General features: G+C 68.4%; 23 protein-coding genes and 1 pseudogene. 18 read left to right on the forward strand and 6 right to left on the reverse strand.

The features are described from left to right. Positions 1–657: sulfite exporter TauE/SafE family protein (locus GX543_RS08195; RefSeq protein ID WP_290851170.1), on the forward strand; the 657-nt coding region annotated here is incomplete at its 5' end. Positions 658–996: 339 nt separating this feature from the next. Here the strand turns inward: GX543_RS08195 and GX543_RS08200 are convergent. From GX543_RS08200 to GX543_RS08210, 3 genes are read right to left on the reverse strand one after another with little or no spacing between them, the layout of a single operon-like run. After that, positions 997–1,698: a hypothetical protein gene (locus tag GX543_RS08200; protein WP_290851171.1), complete on the reverse strand. Its 702-nt coding sequence runs from the start codon at positions 1,696–1,698 to the stop codon at positions 997–999. Positions 1,699–1,700: 2 nt separating this feature from the next. After that, positions 1,701–2,609: an ATP-binding cassette domain-containing protein gene (locus GX543_RS08205; RefSeq protein ID WP_290851172.1), complete on the reverse strand. Its 909-nt coding sequence runs from the start codon at positions 2,607–2,609 to the stop codon at positions 1,701–1,703. Continuing rightward, complete coding sequence (locus GX543_RS08210) at positions 2,606–2,995, reverse strand: GntR family transcriptional regulator (protein WP_290851174.1); 390 nt, start codon at positions 2,993–2,995, stop codon at positions 2,606–2,608. Before GX543_RS08210 ends, GX543_RS08205 begins: the two co-directional genes overlap by 4 nt. Positions 2,996–3,101: 106 nt before the next feature. Between GX543_RS08210 and GX543_RS08215 the strand changes: the two genes are divergently transcribed. From GX543_RS08215 to GX543_RS08235, 5 genes and pseudogenes are all read left to right on the forward strand, one after another. Next, positions 3,102–3,506, forward strand: a complete 405-nt coding sequence (locus tag GX543_RS08215; protein ID WP_290851175.1) for a YchJ family metal-binding protein — start codon at positions 3,102–3,104, stop codon at positions 3,504–3,506. 86 nt (positions 3,507–3,592) lie between these two features. Continuing rightward, on the forward strand, positions 3,593–4,453 hold the full coding sequence (locus GX543_RS08220) for a TauD/TfdA family dioxygenase (RefSeq protein ID WP_290851177.1): 861 nt from the start codon (positions 3,593–3,595) through the stop codon (positions 4,451–4,453). Between the two features lie 73 nt (positions 4,454–4,526). Continuing rightward, positions 4,527–4,898 carry a metalloregulator ArsR/SmtB family transcription factor gene (locus GX543_RS08225; protein ID WP_290851179.1) on the forward strand — a complete coding sequence of 124 codons (372 nt, stop codon included), beginning with the start codon at positions 4,527–4,529 and terminating at the stop codon, positions 4,896–4,898. Beyond that, the gene (locus GX543_RS08230; RefSeq protein WP_290851180.1) at positions 4,895–5,389 is read left to right on the forward strand and encodes an SRPBCC domain-containing protein; all 495 of its coding nucleotides are present in this window, start codon (positions 4,895–4,897) and stop codon (positions 5,387–5,389) included. The genes GX543_RS08225 and GX543_RS08230 overlap by 4 nt, the downstream gene beginning before the upstream one ends. Continuing rightward, a pseudogene (locus GX543_RS08235) lies at positions 5,386–5,937 on the forward strand (maleylpyruvate isomerase N-terminal domain-containing protein); the annotation flags it as partial. The gene GX543_RS08230 and the pseudogene GX543_RS08235, both read left to right, overlap by 4 nt. A gap of 5 nt (positions 5,938–5,942) precedes the next feature. Here GX543_RS08235 and GX543_RS08240 read toward each other — a convergent pair. After that, complete coding sequence (locus tag GX543_RS08240) at positions 5,943–6,530, reverse strand: TIGR03086 family metal-binding protein (RefSeq protein WP_290851181.1); 588 nt, start codon at positions 6,528–6,530, stop codon at positions 5,943–5,945. 104 nt (positions 6,531–6,634) lie between these two features. Between GX543_RS08240 and GX543_RS08245 the strand changes: the two genes are divergently transcribed. From GX543_RS08245 to GX543_RS08255, 3 genes are read left to right on the forward strand one after another with little or no spacing between them, the layout of a single operon-like run. Continuing rightward, the gene (locus GX543_RS08245; protein ID WP_290851182.1) at positions 6,635–8,077 is read left to right on the forward strand and encodes a magnesium chelatase; all 1,443 of its coding nucleotides are present in this window, start codon (positions 6,635–6,637) and stop codon (positions 8,075–8,077) included. A gap of 3 nt (positions 8,078–8,080) precedes the next feature. Continuing rightward, entirely contained in the window at positions 8,081–10,069 is a 1,989-nt protein-coding gene (locus tag GX543_RS08250) for a VWA domain-containing protein (RefSeq protein ID WP_290851184.1), read from the forward strand. Beyond that, positions 10,066–11,001, forward strand: coding sequence for an endonuclease/exonuclease/phosphatase family protein (locus tag GX543_RS08255; protein ID WP_290851185.1), 936 nt, complete (start codon positions 10,066–10,068; stop codon positions 10,999–11,001). Before GX543_RS08250 ends, GX543_RS08255 begins: the two co-directional genes overlap by 4 nt. 104 nt (positions 11,002–11,105) lie before the next feature. Here GX543_RS08255 and GX543_RS08260 read toward each other — a convergent pair whose 3' ends face one another. Next, on the reverse strand, positions 11,106–12,038 hold the full coding sequence (locus GX543_RS08260) for an AEC family transporter (RefSeq protein ID WP_290851187.1): 933 nt from the start codon (positions 12,036–12,038) through the stop codon (positions 11,106–11,108). Positions 12,039–12,487: 449 nt separating this feature from the next. On the opposite strand from GX543_RS08260, the gene rpmF reads away from it, so the two are divergent. The 4 genes from rpmF (at position 12,488) to GX543_RS08280 (ending at position 18,145) form a co-directional block, all read left to right on the forward strand. Beyond that, on the forward strand, positions 12,488–12,661 hold the full coding sequence (gene rpmF / locus GX543_RS08265; RefSeq protein ID WP_290851189.1) for a 50S ribosomal protein L32: 174 nt from the start codon (positions 12,488–12,490) through the stop codon (positions 12,659–12,661). Between the two features lie 222 nt (positions 12,662–12,883). Next, positions 12,884–15,073: a choline BCCT transporter BetT gene (betT, locus tag GX543_RS08270; RefSeq protein WP_290851191.1), complete on the forward strand. Its 2,190-nt coding sequence runs from the start codon at positions 12,884–12,886 to the stop codon at positions 15,071–15,073. After that, complete coding sequence (locus tag GX543_RS08275) at positions 15,063–16,568, forward strand: aldehyde dehydrogenase family protein (protein WP_290851193.1); 1,506 nt, start codon at positions 15,063–15,065, stop codon at positions 16,566–16,568. Before betT ends, GX543_RS08275 begins: the two co-directional genes overlap by 11 nt. Beyond that, a complete protein-coding gene (locus GX543_RS08280) occupies positions 16,568–18,145 on the forward strand; it encodes a GMC family oxidoreductase N-terminal domain-containing protein (RefSeq protein ID WP_290851195.1) in 1,578 nt (525 codons plus the stop codon). Before GX543_RS08275 ends, GX543_RS08280 begins: the two co-directional genes overlap by 1 nt. A gap of 97 nt (positions 18,146–18,242) precedes the next feature. Here the strand turns inward: GX543_RS08280 and GX543_RS08285 are convergent, their stop codons facing one another. Further along, entirely contained in the window at positions 18,243–19,013 is a 771-nt protein-coding gene (locus GX543_RS08285; protein ID WP_290851197.1) for an SDR family oxidoreductase, read from the reverse strand. 154 nt (positions 19,014–19,167) lie between these two features. Here GX543_RS08285 and GX543_RS08290 point away from each other — a divergent pair, with 154 nt between their 5' ends. The 5 genes from GX543_RS08290 (at position 19,168) to GX543_RS08310 (ending at position 25,467) form a co-directional block, all read left to right on the forward strand. Further along, positions 19,168–20,115: a diiron oxygenase gene (locus GX543_RS08290; RefSeq protein ID WP_290851199.1), complete on the forward strand. Its 948-nt coding sequence runs from the start codon at positions 19,168–19,170 to the stop codon at positions 20,113–20,115. Between the two features lie 34 nt (positions 20,116–20,149). Further along, positions 20,150–21,730 (forward strand): 4Fe-4S binding protein, encoded by a 1,581-nt coding sequence (locus GX543_RS08295; protein ID WP_290851200.1) that lies wholly within the window; start codon positions 20,150–20,152, stop codon positions 21,728–21,730. 94 nt (positions 21,731–21,824) lie between these two features. Then, positions 21,825–22,508 (forward strand): response regulator transcription factor, encoded by a 684-nt coding sequence (locus GX543_RS08300; protein WP_290851201.1) that lies wholly within the window; start codon positions 21,825–21,827, stop codon positions 22,506–22,508. 30 nt (positions 22,509–22,538) lie between these two features. Then, positions 22,539–23,957 carry a HAMP domain-containing sensor histidine kinase gene (locus tag GX543_RS08305; RefSeq protein WP_290851202.1) on the forward strand — a complete coding sequence of 473 codons (1,419 nt, stop codon included), beginning with the start codon at positions 22,539–22,541 and terminating at the stop codon, positions 23,955–23,957. Positions 23,958–24,075: 118 nt separating this feature from the next. Then, a complete protein-coding gene (locus GX543_RS08310) occupies positions 24,076–25,467 on the forward strand; it encodes a trypsin-like peptidase domain-containing protein (RefSeq protein ID WP_290851203.1) in 1,392 nt (463 codons plus the stop codon). Positions 25,468–25,617: the final 150 nt, after the last annotated feature.

Below are 25,617 nucleotides of genomic sequence, written 5' to 3' on the forward strand. Positions count from 1 at the left end.
CTGGCCTTCGGCCTGAATCCGCTCGCGGCCAATGTCACCAACACGGTGGCGTTGGTCGCGAGTGGTATCGGGAGCTTTGCGAAGTCGGGCCGCGAACTCACCAGCGGCGACGGTGGTCGTTCGCTGGCTAAGTCGGCGGTCGTCGCTCTTGTCGGCGGAGCCGTCGGCGCGGCGCTGCTCCTCCTGGCCCCGGCCGACACGTTCGACTACGCGGTGCCGTACCTGGTCGCGCTGGCGGCCATCGCGATGCTGACCCAACCCTGGCTGCGACGGGTGATCGACCGCGGTGCGGACCGTGAGTCCGACCGTCCGATCCTCTGGGCGGTCGGAGTCTTCGTGGTCTCGATCTACGGCGGGTATTTCGGGGCCGGTGCCGGGGTCATCTTCGTCGCGCTGGCTCTGCTGTTGACCGACCTGCCGCTGTGGAAGTCGGTGCTGCTGAAGTCGGCGCTGCTGGGTGTGGCGAACGCGGTCGCCGCAGTGGCGTTCATGTTCTTCGGCCCCGTCGACTGGACGGCCGCGCTCGCGATGGGCGTCGGCTGCCTCCTGGGCGGATGGATGGGTCCGCCCCTGGTAGCCCGCCTCCCCGCCGAACCCCTGCGCATCGCGATCGGTCTCGCGGGCTTGGGCCTGGCCGTCTGGCTGGGAGTGTCGTAGGGCGCTGCCTGCGGGGCTTTTCACGAAGATTTGTGCGGGGGTCTCGATATTTGGCGGGTTCGCTGCGCTCACTCGCCGACTCGACCGGCGTGGGGCGGTGGGTTCGCTGTTACGGCGCGGGGGCTTTCCACGGTGATCGAGTGCCGCGGCGTGCGAAGCCGCATCGGTCTATCGAGATCGGGGCGTCCGGAAAGTGATGGATCTGCGCCCTGTGGGGGCGCAGATCGATCAGGATTCTTGGGTTGCGGTGGATTTGTGCGGGGGTCTCGATATGTGGCGGGTTCGCTGCGCTCACTCGCCGACTCGACCAGCGTGGACCCGCCTTCGCCGACTCGACCCCTACGGGACGGCGCGGCGGAGCGTCAGGTACGACAGCCCCGACAGGGCGGCCGCGGCGACCAGGCCGCCGAGGGCGACCTTCAGCGGGGTCAGGTCGACGAACCACGATCCGATGCTCGGCCAACCGCCAGCGAGGCTGATGCCGAGGATCGCGATGGCGAGGGCGGCGGCCAGGCTCACACCGAGCAGCACCAGCCACAGCATGCCGAACCGCTTGTAGATGGCCGCGGCGAAGAAGCCGATCGTGAAGGTCAGCAGCGGCGCCATGAAGTAGAGCAAGGTGGCGGGGAGCGCGCCGTCGTCCCAGATCCACGGGACGGCGAAGAAGTAGCCGTTGATGCCCCAGCCGTCGGTGGCTTTCTCGATCAGCCCGCCGAACAGATAGATCACGGCCAAGAGGGCCGACGCGCCGATCGCGGTGAGGGTGGTCCCGACATAGAACTCCCTCCGCGTGACGCTCATGGCCTGCGAGAACGGAAAGGTCATCGACAGCGCCTGGATCCCGATGACGGCGAAGTACCAGAGCGGGGCCTGCGAGCCGCCGCCGAACATCGGCTCATCGAGGTCGGTCACCGAGATGTTGATCGCGAGGTAGATGATCATCGAGATCGCGAACGACGCGCCGAAGATGATCAGCGGCAGCCACACGAAGATCTTTCGGTTCACCAACTGCATCCGGACGACGTTGAGGGTGCGAGACATGATCATGCTCCTTTCGAGGTGGCGGCGCGCTCGGCGTCGGCATGCTGGGTGAGCCGAACGATCAGCTCCTGGAGTGAGACGGGCGTGGTGCTGAGTCCGCTGCGCGACATCTCCTCGTGCTCGGCGGGCGTCAGTTGCCCCATCACCGTTGCCGAGGCGATCGGCCCGAGGTGGTCGCGGTGGAGTTCCTCGCGCTCGCCGATCAGCGCATCGACGGCCTGCTCCGGTCCGACGACCGTGAACGCTCGGCCGCGAAGATCGTCGGCGTCGTCGTCGAGGACCAACTTGCCCTCGTCGACCACCAGGACCCGTTCGATGAGATCGGCGACCTCGTCGATGAGGTGGCTCGACAGCACGATGGTCCGCGGGTGCTCGGTGTAATCCTCGAGCAGGCGGTCGTAGAAGATCTGGCGGGCGACGGCGTCGAGGCCGAGGTAGGGCTCGTCGAAGAAGGTCACCTCGGCACGCGACGCGAGTCCGATGATCACCCCGACCGCGGAGGCCTGGCCGCGCGAGAGTTTGCGAATCCGCGTGCTCATCGGGAGACGGAAGTCGGCGATCAGCCGCTCGGCGAAGTCCTGATCCCAGTTCGGGAAGAACAGTCGGGCCATCGCGAACGCGTGGACGGCGACGGAGTCCTCCGGGTACCGCTGGCTCTCGCGGACGAAGCAGATGCGGGGGAGGACGCGGGTGTTCTCGTACGGCTCCTCGCCGAAGATGCGGGCCTCGCCGGCGGTGGCGAAGTTCTGCGCGGTGAGGATCGACATGAGGGTGGTCTTGCCTGCGCCGTTGCGGCCGAACAGTCCGCAGATGGTGTTCGCGGGGAGGTCGAAGGTGACGTCGTCGAGCGCGGTGGTCGATCCGTAGCGCTTGGTGAGTCCTCGCGCGCTGATGGCGGGTGAGCCGGTCATGGCCGGTCTCCTTTCGGCGGTTGGTCGATGGTGGTCGAACGGTCGTGGATGAGGGCGACGACGTCGTCGGTCGTCAGGCGGAGCCTGCGCGCCTCGATGAGCAGCGGGCTGATGTATCGATCGGCGAAGGCCTCTTGTCTGCCCCGACTCAGCAGCGCCCGGGCTCCGGTGGAGACGAACATCCCGACGCCGCGCTTCTTGTACAGAACGCCCTGATCGACGAGGACGTTGATGCCTTTGGCGGCCGTCGCCGGATTGATCCGATAGAACGCGGCCAACTCGTTGGTCGACGGCGCTCGCGACTCCTCGGGCAGAGTGCCGTCGATGATCGAGTCGGCGAGGTGATCGGCGATCTGGTGAAAGATCGGTCTTCCGTCGTCGATCATCAGCCACCTCCGTTACTTGGTTAGTTACTCGACTAACTAACCATGCAACTGTTTGGCCGACGCTGTCAAGGGGTGGGGCCGAATCGGCACCGGTACCGTTAGCGGCATGGACGACCGGAGATGCCCGTGCGGATCGGGTGAGACCCTCGCGGCGTGCTGCGGCCGCTACCTGACCGGCCTCGGCCAAGGGAAGGCGGCGCCGACGGCGGAGGCGCTGATGCGCAGTCGGTTCACCGCTTTCGCGCTCGGCGACGAATCGCATCTGCTGGCCAGTTGGCATCCCGACACCAGGCCGCAGTCGTGCCCGCCCGATCCGGGCACTCGCTGGCTGCATCTGACGATCGACGACACGGTCGACGGATCGCCGTTTCACCGAGAGGGCGAGGTGGAGTTCACCGCCGTCTATCGGGACGCCGAGGGTCGCGGCGAACTGCACGAGCGCAGCAACTTCGTCCGCGTCGACGGTCGTTGGTACTACGTCGACGGGGTGCATTCCGCCGGGCGGGGTTAAATCCGCGGCGCGTTTTAGCCTGGGCTGATCGCCGCGGCAGGCGTAGGAATCAGGGGTCCGACGCACCGCTGTGAAGGAGAATCCCCGTGACCGTCGCACTCGACCGTACCCCCGCTCTCACTCTCGAGCGCCTCGGCCCGACCATCGGCGCCGAGGTGTCGGGGGTCGATGTCATGTTCGCCGACGATGTGCAGATCGCCGCGCTGCGGGCGGCCCTGGTGGACCACAAGGTCTTGATTCTGCGCGGGCAGAACCTCGACGACGAGCAGCAGATCCACTTCGCTCGACGACTCGGCGAGGTGACCTACGGACATCCGGTGTGGGACAGCGGCGACGTGCCCGACGAGGTCTACTCGCTCGACAGCACTGCCGACGGGTTCGCCGATACCTGGCACACGGACGTCACCTTCATGGCACGACCACCGGCCGCTTCGATCCTGCGGCCGATCATCCTGCCCGGGCTCGGCGGCGACACCAGCTGGGCCGACGGGGAGGCTGGTTACCGCTCGCTGTCCGAGCCGCTGCAGCGACTCGCCGACGGACTCGTCGCCGTGCACGACGGCAATCGCGAGTTCGGCTACTACCTGCGGCACCGCCGCGGCGGGGAGGGTAACAGTTGGGACGGTCGCCGCGTCACCGAACTCGAGCCCGTCCGACATCCCGTGGTGCGGGTGCATCCGGAATCCGGCCGCAAGACGTTGTTTGTGAACCCCGGATTCACCTCGCACATCGAGGGGGTCTCGGACGCGGAGAGTCGGGGCCTGCTCGATGCGTTCTACGCACACCTCACCAAGCCCGAGCACATCGTGCGGCACCGGTGGCGCCTCGGCGACGTCGTGCTCTGGGACAACCGCTCGACGCTGCACTACGCGAATCGTGACTACACCGAGCGCCGACGGATGCACCGCGTCACGCTGCGCGGCGACGTGCCGGTCGGGGTTATTTAACCAAACGGTTGACAATCGAGGCTTTGGGGCGTCTACTGATAATCAACCATTTGGTTGAACAAAGGGAAGTCGGATGTCAGACGCATTGTCACTCGCTTTCGCAGCACTCGCGGACCCGACGCGACGGGACATCGTCGCACGGCTGACGACCGCCGACGCGACCGTCGGCGAGCTGGCAGAGCCCTACGACGTCAGTGTTCAAGCGGTGTCGAAGCACCTCAAAGTGCTCGAAGAAGCCGGCCTGGTCTCGCGGAGTCGCGACGGTCAACGTCGACCGGTGCACCTCGAAGCGGAGGTCTTCGACCTGATGACCAAGTGGATTGAGCGGTATCGGCGTCAGGCAGAGGCCCGATACCAGCGGCTCGACGCGGTGCTCGCCGAGATGGCTGATGCGCAGGACGGCGCCGACCCCAACCGAACTCGACTCGAAGGGAATGCATCATGAACACCGAAACCTACGCCGAGGCCACGATCGAAGCCGACCCCACGCTGCCGATCATTCGCGTCACCCGCGACTTCCAGGCCACCCCGGCGCAACTCGCCAAAGCCCACCTCGACCCCGACCTCTTCATGCGGTGGGTGGGGCCGGACGCCATCACCTCGCGCACCATCGTCTGGGATGCGCGCAGCGGCGGGGAGTGGCGCTATGTCTCCGAGCACGAAGGTCAGGAGTTCAGCTTCCGCGGCTGCTTCCACACGGTCAGCGACGCGCTGATCGTCCAGACCTTCACCTTCGAAGGCATGCCCGACGAGGTCTCGCTCGAAACTCTGCGGTTCGTGGACCTCGGCGATGGTCGCACCCGACTGGAAGCGCAGTCGCTGTGCGACTCGATCGAGTCGCGTGACGCCTGGCTGCGGTCGGGCATGGAGGTCGGCGTCGACCAGGGCTACGCCAAGCTCGACCGCCTGCTCGCGTCCGGGGGTGTGTCGGCATGACCGCACTCAGTGACCTGAGCGCCGCCGATCGGCACCGGGCGATCGCCGCGGACTTCGCCGCGGAGGCGGACGCCGTCACCGACTGGTCGGCGCCGTCGCCGGTCGACGGGTGGGCGGCGCGCGACGTGGTGGCGCATCTCATCGACTGGTTCCCCGGATTCCTCGCCGCAGGCGGGGTGACCCTGGAGTCGGTGGAGATCGGCGACGATCCCGCCGCGGCGTGGAGGCAGCGCGCCGACGCGGTCCAGCGACTGTTCGACCGCGGCGACGACGACTTCACCCACCCGCAGATCGGGACGTTCCCGCTGGCCGACGCGATCGACCGCTTCTACACCGCAGACGTGTTCATGCACACCTGGGACCTTGCTCAGGCCGACGGTCGGCGCCCGGACCTCGACGGTGCCTTCGCCGAACGGTTGCTCGCCGGGATGAGCGGCATCGAGGAGATGCTGCGGTCGTCGGGCCAGTACGGTCCCGCCTTCCCTGCGCCCGACGGCGCCGACCCGGTCGTGCGCCTGGCAGCCTTCATCGGCCGCGATCCGGGGTTCGTGAGTCAGTCGGCCGCCCACTGCGGGTCGCGGCCGGCGAATGCGAGGACCTGGTCGGTGTCGTCGCTGCCGGCGGTGGCATCGACGGCGGCGGCGAACACGCCGGGTCGTCGCGTCGCCTCCTCCGGAACGTTCGCGAAGACGCCGCGGATGAAGGTGACGGCCTCGGTGGGAAAGCGGACGGACTGACCGGTGGCCGCCGCGATGTCCCAGCCGTGGATGAACAGGTCGACCGCTGGGAACGACAACCCGTCGCGCACCGTCCGACGACCGGCCGGGCTGTCGATCTCGCGGTCGAGGTCGGTGGCGTTCAGCAGGGCTTCGGCGGCATCGGTCGCCGCGCCCGCCCACCACGTGGACGGGTCGCCCTCGACGATCGACGACGGGGGATCGTGCCGGACCAGGTTCAGCTCGTCGCCGCGCAGAATCTGTGCGCCGACGGTCGTCGCCTCGCCGACGTGGCCGAGCACGTCGAGGGCAGTCCATCCCTCGCAGGGCGACGCCGACCGCCATCGGTCGTCAGGGACGCCGTTCACCACATCGGTGAAGAAGCGCAAGCCGTTCTCGTAGGTGTCCAGTGCGTTCCAGTCCATGGGCGGAACTCCTTCGATAGGCGGTGACCACAGACTAACTCTCGCCTCCGACAAGTCGTGGCGTGATTCACCTGCCCCGGGCGCAATCCAGGTAGCGTGGAGCCGTGGCTGTCACTGATATCGACACTCCTGCACCGGCTCTCGGCACCGTCGGCGAACTCCGCGCCTCCGACCACGTCGAGCGCGAGATCCGCGACGAGATTCGCAACAACCTGCTGACCGCGCTGCGCGCGGGCGATGACCCGTGGGAAGGCATCGTCGGCTTCGACGACACGGTGATCCCGCAGCTCGAGCGCGCCCTCATCGCCGGTCACGATGTCGTGATGCTCGGCGAGCGCGGCCAGGGCAAGACCCGTCTGCTGCGCACCCTGGTGAACCTGCTCGACGAGTGGACGCCGGTGATCGACGGATCCGAGCTGGACGAGCATCCCTACCGCCCGATCCTGCCCGCGTCCATCCGTCGCGCCGCGGAACTCGGCGACGACCTCCCGATCGCCTGGCGTCACCGCAGCGAGCGCTACCGCGAGAAGCTCGCGACCCCGGACACCTCGGTGGCCGACCTCGTCGGCGACATCGACCCGATGAAGGTGGCGGAGGGCCGCAGCCTCGGCGACCCGGAGACCATCGCCTTCGGCCTCATCCCGCGGTCGCACCGCGGCATCATCGCGATCAACGAGCTTCCCGACCTGGCCGAGCGCATCCAGGTGTCGATGTTGAACGTGATGGAGGAGCGCGACATCCAGGTTCGCGGCTACAGTCTCCGACTGCCGCTCGACGTCCTCGTCACCGCCAGCGCCAACCCCGAGGACTACACCAACCGCGGTCGCATCATCACCCCGCTGAAGGACCGCTTCGGTGCCGAGATCCGCACCCACTACCCGCTCGATCTGGGCGACGAAGTGGACGTCATCGAGCAGGAGGCCGACCTCGTCGCCTCTGTGCCGACATACCTGATCGAGGTCCTCGCGCGGTTCACCCGATACGCCCGCGAGCACCCGTCCATCGACCAGCGCTCGGGCGTGTCCGCGCGCTTCTCGATCGCCGGCGCCGAGACCGTCGCCGCGGCCGCCCTGCACCGCTCCGCGGTGGCCGGCGAGGAACTCGCCGTCGCCCGACCCGTCGACCTCGAATCGGTGGTCGAGGTGCTGCGCGGCAAGGTGGAGTTCGAGTCGGGCGAAGAAGGCCGCGAGCTGGAGATCCTCGAGTTCCTGCTCCGCAAGTCGGTGGCCGACACCGTCCGCGCTCACCTCGGCGGAGTCGACATGCGGCCGCTGGTCACCGCATTGGAGGCCGGCGAGGAGGTCCTCACCGGCGACCGCGTCCCGGCCGCCGACGTCTTGACGGCACTGGGCGACGACGGCGCCGTCGCCGAGGTCCTCGACGAGGTGGCCCAGCGGCTTGAGGTCAGCGACGACGCCGAGCGCGCCAGCGCCGCCGAATTCGCGTTGGAAGGCCTGTACCTGGCACGTCGCATCGGCAAGGACACCGACGAGTACGGCCGCACCGCCTACCTGGTGGAGCGAGCAGAAGACGAGGACGCGGGTTAGGCCATGAGCAGACGGCGCTTCCACCGCTCGGCGTACCGGCGCTACACCGGCGGGCCGGATCCCCTCGCGCCGCCGGTCGACCTCCGCGAAGCCCTCGAGGCCATCGGCGACGACGTGATGTCGGGGGCCTCGCCCGACCGCGCACTGCGCGAGTTCCTGCGCCGCGGCAGCGAGAGCACCCGCGGACTCGACCGCCTGGCGGAGATGGCCAACAAACGTCGGCGCGAACTGCTTCGCAACCGCAACCTCGACGGCACCTTCCAAGAGATCCGCGAACTGCTCGACTCCGCGGTCCTCAACGAACGCAAGCAACTCGCGCGCGACCTCGACGACGACGCACGCTTCGCCGAGATGCAGATCGAGAACCTGCCCGCATCGACGGCACAGGCCGTCCGCGAACTCGCCGACTACGACTGGCGCAGCCCCGAGGCGCGGGCCGACTACGAGAAGATCTCCGACCTCCTGGGCCGCGAGGCCCTCGACCAGCGGTTCGCCGGGATGAAGGAGGCCCTCGAGGGCGCCACCGAGCAGGACCGGCAACGGATCTCGGAGATGCTCGACGACCTCAACTCCCTCCTCGACGCGCACAACCGGGGTGAGGACACCACCGAGCAGTTCGACGAGTTCATGGACAAGCACGGTGAGTTCTTCCCCGAGAACCCGGAGAACACGCAGGAGCTGGTCGACGCGCTGGCGCAGCGGTCGGCCGCCGCGCAGCAGTTCTTCAACTCGTTGACCCCGGAGCAGCAGGCCGAGCTCGCCGAGCTGTCGGCGCAGGCTTTCGGTTCGCCGCAGCTGATGTCGCAGCTCTCGCAGATGGACAGCGCGTTGCGGCAGGCCCGCCCCGACCTCGACTGGGACGGCGGGCAGCGGTTCTCCGGCGACCAACCGATGGGCCTCGGCGAGGGCGCCGCCGCCTTGCGCGACATCGCCGACCTGGAGAACCTGGCCGAGCAGCTGTCGCAGGGCTATGCGGGCGCGCAGTTGGAGGACATCGACCTCGACGCCCTCGCGCGGCAGCTGGGCGACGAGGCCGCCGCCGATGCGCGCACCCTCGCCGAACTCGACCGAGCGATGCGCGAAGAAGGTTTCTTCGACCGCAATCAAGACGGCCAACTGCGGCTGAGCCCGAAGGCGATGCGCAGACTCGGGCAGGCCATCTTGCGCGACATCGCCCAGCAGCTGTCGTCGCGCGGCGGCGACCGGCAGACCGACCTGGCAGGCCGACTCGGCGAACCGACCGGCTCCAGTCGCGAATGGCAGTTCGGCGACACCCAGCCGTGGAACGTCACCCGCACCGTCACCAACGCCGTGCTGCGGACCGTCGTTGAGAGTCCGACGTCGGCGGCCGACCTCCGTGCGGGATCCGGCGTCAAGATCGACGTCGGCGACATCGAGGTCATCGAGACCGAGGCGCGCACCCAGGCAGCGGTGGTGCTGCTGGTCGACACCTCGTTCTCCATGGTGATGGAGGGCCGCTGGACGCCCATGAAGCGGACCGCGCTGGCCCTCAACCAGCTGATCTCCACGCGGTTCCGCGCCGATGAACTGCACGTCATCGAGTTCGGTCGCGTCGCCCGCGACACCACGGTCGAGAAGCTGACCGGCCTGGAGCCACGGATGGAGCAGGGCACCAACCTGCACCACGGACTGCTGCTGGCGCAGCGGCACCTGCGTCGGTTCCCGAACGCGCAGCCGGTGGTCCTCATCGTCACCGACGGCGAGCCGACCGCCCACCTGGAAGCCAACGGCGAAGACTTCTTCTTCTACCCGCCGCACCCGCGGACCATCGGCCTCACGGTCTCCGAACTCGACCACCTGTCGCGAATGGGCACCCAGGTCACCTTCTTCCGGCTGGGCGACGACCCCGGTCTGGCCCGATTCATCGATCAGATCGCCCGCCGGATCGGCGGTCGGGTGGTGGCGCCGGAGCTCGACGGCCTCGGGGCCGCCGTGATCGGCGACTACCTGCGCGCGCGTCGACCGCGGTGAGGCCGGTCGGCCGGCGCGTCGGCCTGGCACTCGGAATCATCGCGCTGATCGTCGCGGTCGGCGCACTCGTCGTCCGGTACCTGTCGTGGCCGCACACCCTCGTCGTCGCGGCGGCGTCGGTGTCGCCGCTGGTGCTGGTGGGCGCAGGCGTCGTCGCCGTGGTCGCGTTCGCGACCGTCCGCTCGTGGGCGCCGCTGGGGCTTGCCGTCGCCGTGCTGGTGGCCGGGCTCGCGGTCCAGGCGCCGCTCGTGCTGTCCGACGACGACCCGCCCGAGCATCCGATCACCGCCCTCACCTCGAACATTCAGCTCGGCAAGGGCGACGTGGAACAGCTTGCCGACCTGGTGCGTTCTGAGCGCGTCGACATCCTGGCGGTGCAGGAGCTGACTCCCGACGCCGCCGACCGTATCGCGCGGTCGACCATCGCCGCGGACCTGCCGAACTCGTTCGTGCGGACGGGGCGGCTCGCCGGTGGAACCGCCCTCTACAGTCGGTATCCGCTCTCGGCGGCGGCTGCGCTCGACGGATTCGCGTTGACCAACGTGACGGCGGTCGTCGACGTCCCCGGCCGCGGTGACGTCCAGGTCTTCGTGGTTCACCCGGTACCGCCGACGTCCGCGGGCTGGGCGGAGGAGTTGGCGCGGATCGGCACCGCGATGGCTGCTGTCGCACCGGAGCGTCCGGTGATCGCGCTCGGCGACTTCAACGCCACCACCGACCACGCCCGCTATCGGCGGCTCCTCGTCGACGGCTACCGCGACGCGGGGGAGGTCGCCGGGGCGGGCTGGCTCCCGACCTATCCGACGGACAAGACGTACCCGCCGGTGGTCGGCATCGATCACGTCGTGGTCCGCGGACTCACGGCGGCCGCGGTCACCTCGCACCACATCGCGGGTGCCGACCATCGCGCTGTGCTGGCCGAGGTCGGCTGACGGTCAGTAAACCCGAGAAGCTGCAAAGATCAGTCCGACGGTCGACGCTGGAGGGAAGATTGCCCTCGGCGGGCGATGCCAGGACTGATCCTGACACCGGGTCGCTACGCCAGCGTCGCGGCGATCAACGCGATCACCGGGATCGACAGCAGGGTGGTGATCAGCGCGGAATCGCGCGACAACACCTCGCCGCGCTGGTACCGCGTCGCATAGACCAGCACGTTCTGCGCGGTCGGCAGCGCAGCGATCACCACCTGAGCGAACAGCGCGTGCCCGGACATCCCGAATCCCCACTTGGCCAGTGCGAACGCCACCGCGGGCATCGCGGCCATCTTCATCACCGAGGCCAGCGCGATGTCGCGCCGCGGACTCTGCCCCTTCTTGAACACCGCGACACCGGTCAGCGTGAGGCCGAAGGTCAGCAATGCGAGCGGCACCGACGCCTGCCCCAGCATGTCGAGGGGCTCCATCACGGCCTGCGGAGGCGTCCAACCGATCAACGAGATCGCCAGCCCCACCACGCCGCCCACCAGAATCGGGTTCTTCAGCGGTGTGGTCACGGTCTTCAGCGTCGACGTCCGCCGCGGCCCCGACAGCGCCGTCAGATCCAACGCGGTCAGCGCCACCGGCGAGTAGAACACGATCTGGAACAGCAGCAGCGGCGCGATGAATGACGCGTCGTCGAGCACGAAGATCGCGATCGGCAAGCCGAGATTCACGCTGTTGACGTACGACGACGACAGCGCGCCGATCACGATCTCCGGCACCGCCCGGTGCAACCACAGCCACGCGATCAGCGCATACGCCGCTCCGACGAGCACGGCTGACGCCGACGCGATCGCCAGCGTGGGGGAGAAGATGACCGACAGGTCGCTGGTCGCCAGCGAATGGATCAGCAGAGCGGGGGTGCAGACGAAGAAGACGACGCGGGCCAGGACGGAAGCGGCGTGTTCTCCCAAGCTTCCGGTGCGGCCTAGGAGGTAGCCGAGGGCGACTACCAAGAAGATGACCGTGAAACCGGAGATTACGCCTGACACGTCGTGTGATTATGCCGTGTGCGGGTCGTCGTGTGGTTGGTCGTGCGGTTCGTCGTGCGTGTGGTCGTGTGGGCGTGCGTGCGACGGGGGTGCCGCCAAGAAACCAATCGCCTCCGCAGTCCTCGCTCCTTGGCTAGCGCCTCGTCCCTGCGGAGAGGTCGGCGATTGGTTTCTTGGCGGCACCCCCGTCGCGTTCCAGCGTGATCGTTCGTTTCGGCGTTCCGGCGATGTCGTCGTTCGTCGCTGGCTCGCCGCTGCTCGGCTGCTGTCGTCTTCTCGGCTTCACAAGGTGCTCAGCTGACGCGTTTTGCGTCAGGTGGGCTCGGGCGGCTAATCTGTTCAGGTTGTGTGCCGCGGTCGCTAGCCGTGGTGGCAAAGCGATCCGCGGGTCAGGCGGGTCGGGATTACACGCCCGAACCCACCCGCATAGGTAGAGAAGGGCTGGAACCATGGCAGTACCCAAGCGCCGGATGTCGCGGGCCAACACCCGTAGCCGTCGTTCGCAGTGGAAGGCAGACAACGTCGCCCTGCAGGAAGAAAAGATCGACGGCGTCGTGCAGCGCATCCCCCGTCGTCTCGTGAAGGCGGCGAAGCTCGGACTGGTCGACCTCGACCGTCGCTGAGCTAGCGCAAGCTAACCGAACAACGACTGTGACCGGCGAGTAATCGCCGGTCACAGTCGTTTCTTCACGCCCTCAGAGCGGCTCGCCGCCACCCAGATCTGATAACGGTGCGGTCTCGGATCGAGACCTGCCTCTGTGACCTGACGGTCTTCGCAGTACCGTGACGCTGAATTCGAAACTGAAGTGTTGCGTAACTGTCAAGAGCTCGTCAGGGATGTGATCGTGGCTGCTACTACTAAATCTGCCGATTCCGGGACCGGACCGATACGCGTCAACAAGACGGTGTTCATCGGGTCCAGCATCGGGATCATCGGCATCATCATCTGGGCTTTCCTGGACCAAGAAAGCGCCGACCGGATCATCGGTACGGCGGTCGGCTGGGTCGCGCGGGAACTCGGCTGGTTCTACATCCTGCTGACGGCCAGCGTGCTGGCCTTCGTCATCTGGGCCGCGGCGTCGAAGGTCGGGCGGGTGAAGCTCGGCCCCGACCACTCCAAGCCGACGTACAGCGTGTTCTCCTGGACCGCGATGCTCTTCGCCGCGGGCATCGGCATCGACCTGATGTTCTTCTCGGTCTCGGAGCCGATCACCCAGCGCGCCGCACCGCCGATCGGCGACGGCGCCACCCTCGAAGCCACCCGCATGTCTGTGGTCTACACGCTGTTCCACTACGGACTCATCGGCTGGGGCCTGTACGCCCTGATCGGGATGGCGCTGGCCTACTTCGCGTACCGCTATAACCAGCCGCTCAGCCTGCGCTCGGCGCTGCGTCCGATCTTCGGCGATCGCGTCAACGGGATCCTCGGCGACAGCGTCGACATCGCAGCCCTGCTCGGCGCGATCTTCGGCTTGGCCACCAGCCTCGGCATCGGCGTCGCCCAATTGAACGTGGGATTGGAAGATCTCTTCGGCATCGCCGAGAGCACCTGGGCGCAGGCCGGCCTCATCGCACTCGCTGTCGGCATCGCAATCTTCTCCGCGGTCTCGGGCGTCGACAAGGGCGTCAAGCGGCTGTCGCAGATCAACGTTCTCATCGCCGTCGGCCTGATGCTGTTCGTCCTGATCTTCGGCGCCACCACGTTCCTGATGAACGGCCTGGTGCAGAACACCGGCGACTTCGTCTCCCGGTTCCCCGGCATGGTGCTCGACACCATGGCCTACGACCACCCTGACCAGTGGATGGCCGACTGGACGCTGTTCTTCTGGGCCTGGTGGATCGCGTGGGCGCCGTTCGTCGGACTGTTCCTGGCACGTATCTCGCGCGGCCGCACCATCCGGCAGTTCGTCACCGGCACGTTGATCATCCCGTTCCTCTTCATCCTGATGTGGATCTCGATCTTCGGAAACAGCGCGCTGGCGATCGTGCGCGGCGGCAACACCGACTTCGAGCAGACGGCGATGAACGAACCCGAGCGCGCCTTCTACGCCCTCCTCCACGAGTACCCGGGCGCGCCGGTCCTGGTGGTCATCGCCACCTTCACCGGCCTGCTGTTCTACGTGACCAGCGCCGACTCCGGAGCCCTGGTGATGTCGCACTTCACCTCGCACATCACCGACAACGAGTCCGACGGCCCCAAGTGGGTGCGGATGTTCTGGGCGGCCGCCACCGGTCTGCTGACCCTCGCCATGCTGATGATCGGCGGCATCTCGACACTGCAGCAGGCCACGGTGATCATGGGCCTGCCGTTCGCGGTCGTGGTGCTGTTGATGATGCTCGGCCTGTTCCGCGCCTTCCAGGTGGAAGTGCTGTGGGTCGACTCGCGGCGCACCGCGATCACCCGCGCACTGTCGAGCCGAGCCTCCGGCGGCACCGCGCTCAACTGGCGGCAGCGGGTGGCGCGAGCGGTGCGGTACCCGGACCACGACGACATCGTCCAGTTCACCGACGCGGTGGTCGCGCCGGCGTTGCGAGACGTCGCCGAGGAACTCGTGCGGTCGGGCATGGAGGCGTCCGTCGGCGTCACCCATGTCGACGCCTACGACCTCGACGCCTACCACCTCGACGTCGACTTCAACGGCAAGAAGGCCTTCCACTACCAGGCGTTCCCCACCACGCATCCGACGCCGGTGTTCGGCCGGAATCCCGATGTGTCCGACACCTTCTTCCGGTTGGAGGTCTGCACCGCGCAGGGCAGCGAGGGCTTCGACCTCTACGGGTTCACCAAGACCCAGATCAGCTCCAACGTGCTCGACCACTACGAGCGCCACATCGAGTACCTGCACAGTCTCGGCGACGCGGAGTCGTCGCACACCGAGTCCGATGCGACCCTCGACTGGTCGGCCGACTTCGTCGACGAGACCGACGAGGTAGAACCGCGCACCGGCGATCTGCCGGTGATCGAGCTGCCCGCCAACGATCAGTCCGACCCCGCTAACGATCAGTCCGATAAGGAGACGATTCGTGAATCCTGAAACTCTGTTCATCGACGGCGAGTGGGTCGGCGCGTCCGACGGCGGCACCCGGGAGATCCGCTGTCCCGCCGACGGGAACCTGGTGGCGACCGTGAGTGAGGCGACCGCCGCCGACACCGAGCGCGCCATCGCCGCCGCCCGCCGCGCGTTCGATGCGGGCGAGTGGAGCGCGCTGCCCACCCAGGAGCGCTGCGACATCCTCGGTCGCGTCGCGGCCACCATCCGCGAACGCCGCGAGGAATGGGCCCGCGCCGAAGCCCTCGACACCGGCAAGCGGATCGTCGAAGCCCGCCTCGACATGGACGACATCGCCGCCTGTTTCGACTACTTCGCGCACATCGGCGCGCAGGACGCGGGCCGCCTGGTGGACGCCGGATCCGCCGAGGTCGTCAGCCGCATCCAGTACGAGCCGGTCGGGGTGTGCGGGCTCATCACCCCGTGGAACTACCCGCTGCTGCAGGCCGCGTGGAAGATCGCGCCCGCCCTCGCCGCCGGGTGCACCTTCGTCCTCAAGCCCGCCGAGCTGACACCCCACACCGCCATCCTCACGGTGGCGCTGCTCCACGAACTCGGCGTGCCCGCGGGCGTCGCGAACCTGGTGACCGGTGCCGGTGCGAGCGCAGGCGCGCCGCTGTCGTCGCACCCGGACGTCGACCTCGTCTCGTTCACCGGCGGACTGGTGACCGGCCGCGCGGTGGCCGCCAGCGCCGCGGCCACCGTCAAGAAGGTCGCCCTCGAGCTGGGCGGCAAGAACCCGAACGTGGTGTTCGCCGACGCAGACTTCGACGCCGCCCTCGACAACGCGCTCAACGGGGCCTTCGTCCACTCCGGGCAGGTCTGCTCGGCCGGCGCGCGGCTGGTGGTGCAGGAGTCGATCGCCGAGAAGTTCGTCGACGCCCTCGTCGAGCGGGCCCGGCACATCGTCCTCGGCGGACCGTTCGACGACGCCGCCGAGACCGGTCCGCTGATCTCCGCGGCCCATCGCGACAAGGTGCACGCCTACGTGCAGGCCGGTGTCGCCGAGGGCGCGCGCGTGCGCTGCGGCGGCGAGTTCGCGACGGGCAGGTCGGGGGAGTCGGACCTCGACGCGGGCTTCTACTACCTGCCGACCGTCATCGACAACGTGCGGCAGGGGATGTCGGTGGTGGTCGACGAGGCCTTCGGGCCGGTCGTCACCGTCGAGACCTTCACCGACGAGGACGATGCCGTCCGGATCGCCAACGACACCGTCTACGGTCTCGCCGGCGCCGTCTGGACGCAGGACGCGGGCAAGGCCCAGCGGATCGCGAACCGGCTGCGGCACGGCACCGTCTGGATCAACGACTTCCACCCGTACCTCCCGCAAGCGGAGTGGGGTGGCTTCGGCCAGTCCGGCGTCGGCCGGGAACTGGGGCCCACGGGACTCGACGAGTACCGCGAGGCCAAGCACGTCTATCACAACATCGCACCGGCGGTCACCGGATGGTTCGCCGACCGGACTCACGAGGAAGGCTGATGAGCACAGTGTCTGAGGCAGGGATCAGGGAGTTCGATTACGTCGTCGTCGGCGGCGGTTCCGGCGGGTGTGCGGCGGCCGCGCGGTTGTCGGAGGATCCGTCGGTCACCGTGGCGCTGATCGAGGCGGGCCCGGACGATCGCGGCATCCCCGAGGTGCTCCAGCTGAACCGCTGGATGGAGCTGTTGGAGTCGGGCTACGACTGGGACTACCCGATCGAGCCGCAGCGCAACGGCAACTCCTTCATGCGCCACGCGCGCGCGAAGGTGCTCGGCGGCTGCTCGTCGCACAACTCGTGCATCGCCTTCTGGCCGCCTGCCGAAGACCTGAACGAGTGGGAGAGCAAGTTCGGCGCCACCGGCTGGAACGCCGAGGCGATGTGGCCGGTGCTCAAGCGGTTGGAGACCAACGAGGACGCCGGACCCGACGCGCCGCACCACGGCGACAGCGGACCCGTGCACCTGATGAACGTCCCGCCGGTGGACCCGTGCGGCGTCGCGCTGCTGGAGGCCGCGAGCGAGTTCGGCATCCCGACGGTCAAGTTCAACACCGGAACCACGGTGACCTCCGGCGCCAACTTCTTCCAGATCAACTCGCGTACCGACGGCACGCGGTCGTCGTCGTCGGTCTCGTACATCCACCCGATCGTCGACCGGGAGAACTTCACCCTCCTCACCGGGCTGCGCGCCAAGAAGCTGATCGTCGAGGGCCTGCGCTGCGTCGGCGTCGAGGTGGTCGACAACCAGTTCGGCAAGACCCAGACCATCCGCGCCGGTCGCGAGCTGGTCCTGGCCACCGGTGCCATCGACACCCCGAAGCTGCTGATGCTCTCCGGCATCGGCCCGGCCGAGCATCTCGCCGGTCGCGGCGTCGAGGTGCTGCTAGATTCGCCGGGCGTCGGCAGCAATCTGCAGGACCACCCCGAGGGCGTCCTCTCATGGGAGGCCAAGCAGCCGATGGTCACCGACTCCACGCAGTGGTGGGAGATCGGGATCTTCGACATGGTCGACTCCGGCCTCGACCGGCCGGACCTGATGATGCATTACGGCAGCGTGCCGTTCGACATGCACACCGTGCGACGCGGGTTCCCGACCGTCGACAACGCCTTCTGCCTGACGCCCAACGTGACGCACGCGCGCTCGCGCGGCACCGTGCGCCTGGCCTCGCGCGACTTCCGCGACAAGCCGCTCGTCGACCCGAAGTACTTCACCGATCCCGAGGGCTACGACCTGCGGATCATGACCGAGGGCATCCGGCGCGCGCGGGAGATCGTCAAGCAGCCCGCGATGGCCGAGTGGGCCGGTCGGGAACTGTTCCCCGGTCCGGACAACAACAGCGACGCCGAACTGGCGAAGTACATCATGCGCACCCACAACACCGTCTACCACCCGGTCGGCACCGCCGCGATGGGCTCGTCCGACGACGCCCCCGTCGATGCGCAACTGCGGGTCAAGGGCGTCGACGGCCTCCGCGTCGCCGACGCCTCGATCTTCCCCGAGCACACCTCGGTGAACCCCAACATCACCGTGATGATGGTCGGCGAGAAGTGCGCCGATTTGGTGAAGGCCGCGCGCTAGCGGTTCCCGCGTTCGCTCACGAAAACGACGCTCGCTCACCTCCGGAGGTGAGCGAGCGTCGTCGTAGGGAGCGAACGGCGGCGGACGACGCGGACGGCTACTGCGCGATCAGCTTGTTCACCGTGCGGTTCAGGACGTTGGGGATGAACTTGGCGGCGTTGCCGAGGACGGTGGTCTGCAGGCCGACCGAGTAGCTGGTGCGGCTCAGGGCGCGGTCGGCGACGGTCGGGTGGACGGCCTCCCAGACCTTGTCGGCCACCTGCTCGGGCGTGATGCGGACGCCGAGGGTCTTGGTGGACTTCGCGTCGTTGTCGGCCAGTGCGGTCTTGGTCCAGAGCGGCCAGATGGAGACGGCGCGGATGTCGTCGGGCGCCCATTCGAGTTCGAGCGCCTCGGTGAGCCCGGCGACGTAGAACTTGGACGCCGAGTAGGTGGCGATGCCGGGCTGGCCGTAGATGGCCGACGCCGAGGCGATGTTCACCAGGTGGGCGCCGGGAGTGGCCTTCAGGTAGGGGTGGGCGGCCTGCGCGCCGAAGGTGACGCCGAGGGCGTCGATGTCGATCTGCGCCTTGATGGCGGCGGGGGTGATCTCGGTCAGCTGTCCGGCCACCAGGATGCCCGCGTTGTTGTCCAGAACGTCGAGCTGTCCGTCGGTGTGGGAGGTGAAGTCGGCGAGCGCCTGCGCCCACTGCTCGGGCTCGCGCACGTCGAGGGCTCCGGTGATGAAGTCGGGGTGCTCGGCCGACACGGCGGCCAGTGCCTCGGCGCTGACGTCGTAGACGCCGACGGTCCATCCTTCGGCGGCGAAGCGCTTCGCGGTCGCCAGGCCGATGCCTGCGGCTCCGCCGGTGATGAAGATCGAAGGCATGGGTGCTCCTGACTGTGACCTGCGGGAATGCTTCTCGCAGCAAAGTTACTGTGTAGTAAGAGTTGCAGACAGTTTACGACGTCGCAAGGCGGTGTTACCGTGACAATAGTTGTTGTTACAAAGCTTGATGGAACTGTGTAGCGGAGGGTCAGCGATGACTGCAGCGATGGAACGTCCCGAGTCCGACCACACCGTGGTCCGACTGCACGATCGCAGCCGTACCGATCAGGGCACCGAACAGGTCTCCGAGCGCCTGCTGAAGTCCGCAGCCCGACTCTCCCGCAACGCGATGACCGAGATCGACTGGTCGCTGCCGATGGACCCGACCAAGTACGGGTGCAGCCCGGAGTGGTCGTCGCTGTACGGCACGGACTACTGGAACGAGCTGACCGAAGAGCAGCGGATCCGGCTCACCCGCCACGAGTTCGCGTCGATCATGAACATCGGGATCTGGTTCGAGATGATCCTGCAGGAGATGGTCCTTCAGGATCAGTACGTCGGCGACTACCACTCGGCCGAGTTTCAGTTCGCGCTGATCGAGATCGCCGACGAGTGCCGACACTCGCTGATGTTCGCCAAGGCCTCGGAGAAGATGGTCGGGACGTCGTACCACCCGCATCCGAAGGTGGCGCGGATGGGCAAGTACTTCAAGCTCGCCGCCAAGAAGGAGGTCGCGTACGCGGGCATCCTGGTCGCCGAAGAAGTGCTCGACGTGTTCCAGCGCGGCTGCATGCGCGACGACCGCGTCCTCCCGTTCATCCGGACCGTCAACGAGATTCACGTGCTCGAAGAGTCCCGCCACATGAAGTACGCGCGCGAGCAGGTCCGCGACTCGATGCAGGGCATCGGCCGCGTGCGTCGGGAGTCGAGTGCCCTCGCGGTCTCGCTCGGGGCCTACCTGATCGTCTCGAGCCTCATCCAGCCGCAGGCTTACGCCGACGCCGGGCTCGACCGTTCGCGCGCCTATGCCGAACGCGAGGCGAACGCCCACTTCCACTCGATGATCCGCAGCAGCTGCGCCCACCTGATGGAGTTCCTCGATGAGGTCGGCCTGCTCACCAAGGCCTCGATGAAGTGGTACCGCAAGGCCCACATGATCTGAGCGTCGCCGCACCATCCCGCCAGAAAGGCTTGCTGTGCCCTTCGTCATCACCCAGTCCTGCTGCAGCGACGCCGGGTGCGTCTCGGTCTGCCCGGTCAACTGCATCCATCCCACGCCGGAGGAGCGGGGTTTCGGCACGTCCGACATCCTGCACATCGACCCGGAGGCCTGCATCGACTGCGGCGCATGCGCCGACGCCTGCCCGGTCGACGCGATCTTCCCCGCCGATCGGCTCGGCGAGCGCGACCAGATCTTCATCGAGATCAATGCCGCGTACTACCGCGACAACGCTGACGTCTCGTCCGGATGGACGGACGTGGTGTACCCGGTGATCCCACGACTGCCGCGGGATCTGCGGGTGGCGATCGTCGGCACCGGACCGTCGGGCGGCTACGCCCTGCGCACGGTGCTCGACCGGACCGAGGCGTCGGTGACGGTCTTCGACAAGCTCCCGACGCCCGGCGGCCTGGTGCGTGCGGGCGTGGCGCCCGACCACCCCAGCACCAAGGACGTCATGAAGACCTTCGACATCCTCTACCGCGACCCGCGAGTGAGCATGGCGACCAACGTCGAGATCGGCGGCGACGTCGCGGCCGGCCAGATCACCCCGGACGAGCTGTCGCGCCACTTCGACGCCGTCTTCTATGCGGTCGGCGCCTCGCAGTCGCGGTCGCTCGGCATCGCGGGCGAGGACCTGCCCGGCAGCACCTCGGCCACCGACCTCGTGGCCTGGTACAACGCGGTGCCGGGGGCGGCGGGCCCGGTTCTCCCCGCCGACGGCAGCGGCCGCGCGGTGATCGTCGGCACCGGCAACGTAGCGCTCGACGTCGCCCGCATCCTGGTCTCCCCGCCGGAACTGCTCGCCGCCACCGACATCGCCGACCGCGCGCTGGAACTGCTTCGCCGCCAGGACATCCACGAGGTGGTGCTCCTCGGTCGACGCGGACCCGAGACGGCGGCCTACACCGCGGCCGAGTTCCGCGCGCTGTCGGTGATCCCCGGCGTCGAGGTGATCGTCCACGACGCTGCCGCCGACGACCTGCCGGACCTGTCGTCGCCGCCTCCGCACGACCGCCGGCGCATCGTCTTCGTGTTCAACGCCGCGCCGGAGTCGGCGCACGGCGACCGCGCGCTGCGATCGGTGACCGTGAATGCGGCCGGGAACCGCCGGGACGTCGCCGCGGATCTGCTGGTGCGCTCCATCGGCTACCGATCCGCACCGATCGACGGCCTGCCCTTTGACCATTCGTCCGGCCGGTTTCCGGTGCGCGACGGCCGACTGCTCGACGCCGACGGCGTCGCGGTTCCGGGGGCATACGTGGTCGGTTGGGCCGCGCGTGGATCGACGGGCGGCATCGGCGCCAACAAGTTGCACGCCATCGAGACGGTGGAGGCCTTCCTCCACGACGCCGCAGCCGGCCTGCCCCGAGCCGCCGCGGCGCCCGATGCATTCGCCGACCTGCTGGCGCGGCGTCAGCGCAAGGCGGTCGGGTACCGGGGAATCGCGGCGATCGATCGCCGGGAGCGAGCCCGCGGCGAGCGGGAGGGCCGACCTCGCGTCAAGTTCACCGAGGTCGGCGAGATGCTGTCGGCGGCGGGGCGACGGCGGCGCTGACTCCGCGGGCGACGCGGGCTGCGCTCAGGTCCGCTGAGTCCGGAACGGCGTGTTCGCTTACTCGAATCTCAGCCGCGGGGTTAAGTATGTAAGCATGCGCATCCTGGTGGTGGACGACGATCGTGCGGTCCGTGAATCCCTGCGACGCTCGCTGACTTTCAACGGTTACACCGTCGACACTGCGGGCGACGGACTCGAAGCCCTGGAGAAGGTCATCGCCGACCGTCCCGAGCTGATGGTCCTCGACGTGATGATGCCGCGCCTGGACGGGCTCGAGGTGTGTCGCCGTCTCCGGTCGGCGGGCGACGACCTCCCGATCCTGGTGCTGACCGCCCGCGACTCGGTGTCCGAGCGGGTCAGTGGCCTCGACGCCGGTGCTGACGACTACCTGCCGAAGCCCTTCGCGCTCGAGGAACTGTTGGCCCGACTGCGGTCGCTGCTGCGTCGCACCACGCGGGACGAAGACGAGTCGGAGGCCGTCGAGTTCGCCGACCTGCGTCTGGATCCGGTGACGCGCGAGGTGACGCGCGGCGAACGCCACATCAGCCTGACGCGAACCGAGTTCGCGCTGCTGGAGATGCTGATGACCAACGCCAAGCGGGTGCTCACCCGCAGCCGGATCCTGGAAGAGGTCTGGGGTTACGACTTCCCGACCTCGGGCAACGCGCTCGAGGTCTACATCGGCTACCTGCGACGCAAGACCGAGGCCGACGGCGAGCCGCGGCTGATCCACACCGTGCGCGGCGTCGGCTACGTGCTCCGCGAGGGCACCCCGTAAGAGCTATTTCCCCGTAGGAGCCAGTACTCAGTGCGCAGTCCTCTTCGCCTCACCCGCGCGGTGTCGCTGCGACGTCGCGTCGCGCTTCTCGCCTCCGCGGTGGTCCTGTTGTCGGCGGTCGTGATGGCCGGCGCGGCCTACTTCGTGGTGTCGCGCTCGATGTACAACGACGTCGACACCCAGCTCGTCGCCCGGGCCGACGGCCTCACCGCGCTCGCCAAGCTCGGTCGCCTCAGTGAAGGCCCCGAAGCGCTGGTGGCGGGCACGGTCTTCTCGACCACCATCTCGATCGCCCTCGTCGAGCCGAACGGCCACGCCATCATGGTCGGCGAGGTGCCGTTCGGCGATCCCGAGCGCGACGTCGCGAACTCCACCAACCCGCCCGGCAAGCTCAACCAGAGTCTGCGGACCACCGGTAACCACCGGGTGCTGGCCCGCAAGCTCACCGACGGCAGCACGCTGGTGCTGGCGCAGTCGCTCGACCGGACCGACGCGGTGCTCGCCCGGCTGGCGTCGGTGCTGTTCGTGGTCGGCGGCGCGGGTGTCGCGTTCGCCGCGATCGCGGGCACGGCCGTGGCGCGCACCGGTCTGCGGCCGGTCACCCGGCTCACGGCGGCGGCCGAGCGCGTCGCCCGCACCCAAGACCTCACGCCGATCCCGGTGACCGGCAACGACGAGCTCGCCCGGCTCACCGAGAGCTTCAACACCATGCTGCGGGCGCTCGCCGAATCCCGCGATCAGCAGGCCCGCCTGGTGGCCGATGCGGGGCACGAGCTCAAGACCCCGCTGACCTCGCTGCGCACCAATCTGGAGCTGCTGATCGCGTCGTCGGAGCCGGGTGCGCCGCCCGTGCCCGCCGCCGACATGGTGGAACTGCGCTCGGACGTGATGGCCCAGATCGAAGAGCTCTCGACGCTCGTCGGCGACCTCGTCGACCTGGCTCGCGACGACGCGCTGGAGGCCGTCCACCAGGAAGTGGACATGGAAGAGGTCATCGACTCGGTTCTGGAGCGCGTCCGACGCCGTCGCGCCGACATCGAGTTCGACGTGCAGACGGTGCCGTGGTTCGTGTTCGGCGAGGAGCACGGTCTGGCCCGAGCCGTGCTGAACGTGCTCGACAACGCCGCCAAGTGGAGCCCGCCCGGGCGCGCGGTGCGCGTCCGGCTGCAGCAGGTGGGGCAGGCGTCTGCCGAGCTGACGGTCGCCGACGCCGGGCCGGGCATCCCGCCCGAAGACCGCGAGCTGGTGTTCGAGCGCTTCTACCGCGCCGACTCCACCCGCTCCATGCCGGGCTCCGGCCTCGGCTTGGCGATCGTGCGCCAGGTGATCACCCGGATCGGCGGCTCGGTGTCTGCGGACGTGTCCGACGAGGGCGGAGCGCTGATCCGTCTCCGCCTCCCGGGCCTGCCGCACCACACCGAGCCCGATCCGATCGTCGTCCGCCGCTGAGGAGGCCGCCGCTGACGCGGTCACCGGGCGGGGTTCACAGCGAGTTGACAGCAACCGGGCAGGGGACAGGCACCGGGGCTTCGGGGAGTTCACAGAAAGGTGCAATACGCTGAATTCCATGACGAACGGCGAGTACCCCGGCAACGATGAATGGCGACAGGCGCCCGGCGCCTCTCCGAGCGGTGCTTCCCAGCCCCCGACCGGCGGCTTCCGCGCGACCCCGTACGGCCCGCCCGCCGGCAACCCGGCGGGCGCGAACTACCCCGGACAGCCGGCCGCACCCGGCTCCACCGGCCAGTTCCAGGCCGCGCCGTCGACGACGCCGTACCAGTCGCCGGCGGGCACGGGACAGTTTCCGGCCTTCGGCGGCCAGCCGCCGTACGCGGGCGCGCCCGGGACGACCTCCATGCCCGGGACACCACCGCCGCGCAAGAACAACACCGGTAAGAAGGTGCTCGTCGGCGTGGCCGCGGTCGGTCTCCTCGCGGGCGGGATCGGTGGCGCCACCGGCGCCTGGCTGGCGAACGGATCGGACGACTCGTCGTCGTCGGTGATCGCGTCGGGTCCCACGATGACCGAGCAGCCGCCGGCTGAGCCGGGGTCGGTGCAGGCCACTGCGGCCAAGGTGCTGCCGTCGGTGGTCTCGATCACCGTGGTCGTCGGCCAGCAGAGCGGTTCCGGCTCGGGCGTCATCCTCTCCGAGGACGGCGTCATCCTCACCAACAATCACGTGATCAGCGCGGGCGGCGGCCGTCCGGCCGATCGGATCCTGGTCAGCTTCAACGACGGCAGCCGGGCGCCGGCCAAGGTGCTCGGCACCGACCCGACGTCGGACATCGCGGTCATCCAGGCGGAGAAGACCGGCCTGCAGCCGATCACCGTCGGCTCGTCGAACAATCTGTCCGTGGGCCAGGAGGTCATCGCCATCGGTTCGCCGCTCGGCCTCGAGGGCACGGTCACCACGGGCATCATCAGCTCGCTCAACCGACCGGTCTCGACCTCGGGCGCCGACGGTTCGGTGGAGTCGGTGATGGACGCGATCCAGACCGACGCCGCCATCAACCCCGGCAACTCCGGCGGCGCGCTGGTGAACGCGAACGGCGCGTTGATCGGTATCAACTCCGCCATCGCCACGGTGAACGGATCGTCGGAGACCGCGGGCAGCATCGGCCTGGGCTTCGCGATCCCGGTCGACCAGGCCATGCGCATCGCCAACGCCATTCGCGACGGCGGCACCGCCAAGCAGGCCAGCCTCGGCGTCAACGTGCGGCCGAGCGCCGACATCAACGTGCCGGGCGCACAGGTGGTCAACGTGGTCGACAACGGCGCTGCCAAGCAGGCGGGTATTCCCGAGGGCGCGGTGATCACTCAGGTCAACGACCGGAAGATCTCGTCGTCGGACGCGCTCGTGGCCTCTATCCGTTCGCATGCCCCGGGCGATACCGTGAAGATCACGTACTCCGTGGGAGGGCAGAGCAAGTCTGTCGATGTGAAGCTCGGCACCAGCTGAGCGGGCGCGTACCGGCTGTCTGTCGGCGCAACGCCGACGCCGTTCGAGGAAGGGTTGATGAATGCTTGAGGCCGTAGAGAACGAAGCCGAGGCAGCGGTTCAGGGAATCGTGACACCGCGCGCGCTGGTGGTGGTGGTCGACGACCGCGC

It is taken from the genome of Gordonia sp. (in: high G+C Gram-positive bacteria), assembly GCF_012515855.1.
Taxonomy (GTDB): domain Bacteria; phylum Actinomycetota; class Actinomycetes; order Mycobacteriales; family Mycobacteriaceae; genus Gordonia.

Excerpts from the sequence above, each read along its gene's own strand:
- GX543_RS08210 (WP_290851174.1), bottom strand. The coding sequence starts at position 2,995 with ATGATCGACGACGGAAGACCGATCTTTCACCAGATCGCCGATCACCTC.
- GX543_RS08250 (WP_290851184.1), top strand. The coding sequence starts at position 8,081 with ATGAGCAGACGGCGCTTCCACCGCTCGGCGTACCGGCGCTACACCGGC.
- GX543_RS08200 (WP_290851171.1), bottom strand. The coding sequence starts at position 1,698 with ATGTCTCGCACCCTCAACGTCGTCCGGATGCAGTTGGTGAACCGAAAG.
- GX543_RS08310 (WP_290851203.1), top strand. The coding sequence starts at position 24,076 with ATGACGAACGGCGAGTACCCCGGCAACGATGAATGGCGACAGGCGCCC.
- GX543_RS08215 (WP_290851175.1), top strand. The coding sequence starts at position 3,102 with ATGGACGACCGGAGATGCCCGTGCGGATCGGGTGAGACCCTCGCGGCG.
- GX543_RS08285 (WP_290851197.1), bottom strand. The coding sequence starts at position 19,013 with ATGCCTTCGATCTTCATCACCGGCGGAGCCGCAGGCATCGGCCTGGCG.
- GX543_RS08280 (WP_290851195.1), top strand. The coding sequence starts at position 16,568 with ATGAGCACAGTGTCTGAGGCAGGGATCAGGGAGTTCGATTACGTCGTC.
- GX543_RS08300 (WP_290851201.1), top strand. The coding sequence starts at position 21,825 with ATGCGCATCCTGGTGGTGGACGACGATCGTGCGGTCCGTGAATCCCTG.
- GX543_RS08205 (WP_290851172.1), bottom strand. The coding sequence starts at position 2,609 with ATGACCGGCTCACCCGCCATCAGCGCGCGAGGACTCACCAAGCGCTAC.
- GX543_RS08240 (WP_290851181.1), bottom strand. The coding sequence starts at position 6,530 with ATGGACTGGAACGCACTGGACACCTACGAGAACGGCTTGCGCTTCTTC.
- GX543_RS08290 (WP_290851199.1), top strand. The coding sequence starts at position 19,168 with ATGACTGCAGCGATGGAACGTCCCGAGTCCGACCACACCGTGGTCCGA.
- GX543_RS08225 (WP_290851179.1), top strand. The coding sequence starts at position 4,527 with ATGTCAGACGCATTGTCACTCGCTTTCGCAGCACTCGCGGACCCGACG.
- rpmF (WP_290851189.1), top strand. The coding sequence starts at position 12,488 with ATGGCAGTACCCAAGCGCCGGATGTCGCGGGCCAACACCCGTAGCCGT.
- GX543_RS08230 (WP_290851180.1), top strand. The coding sequence starts at position 4,895 with ATGAACACCGAAACCTACGCCGAGGCCACGATCGAAGCCGACCCCACG.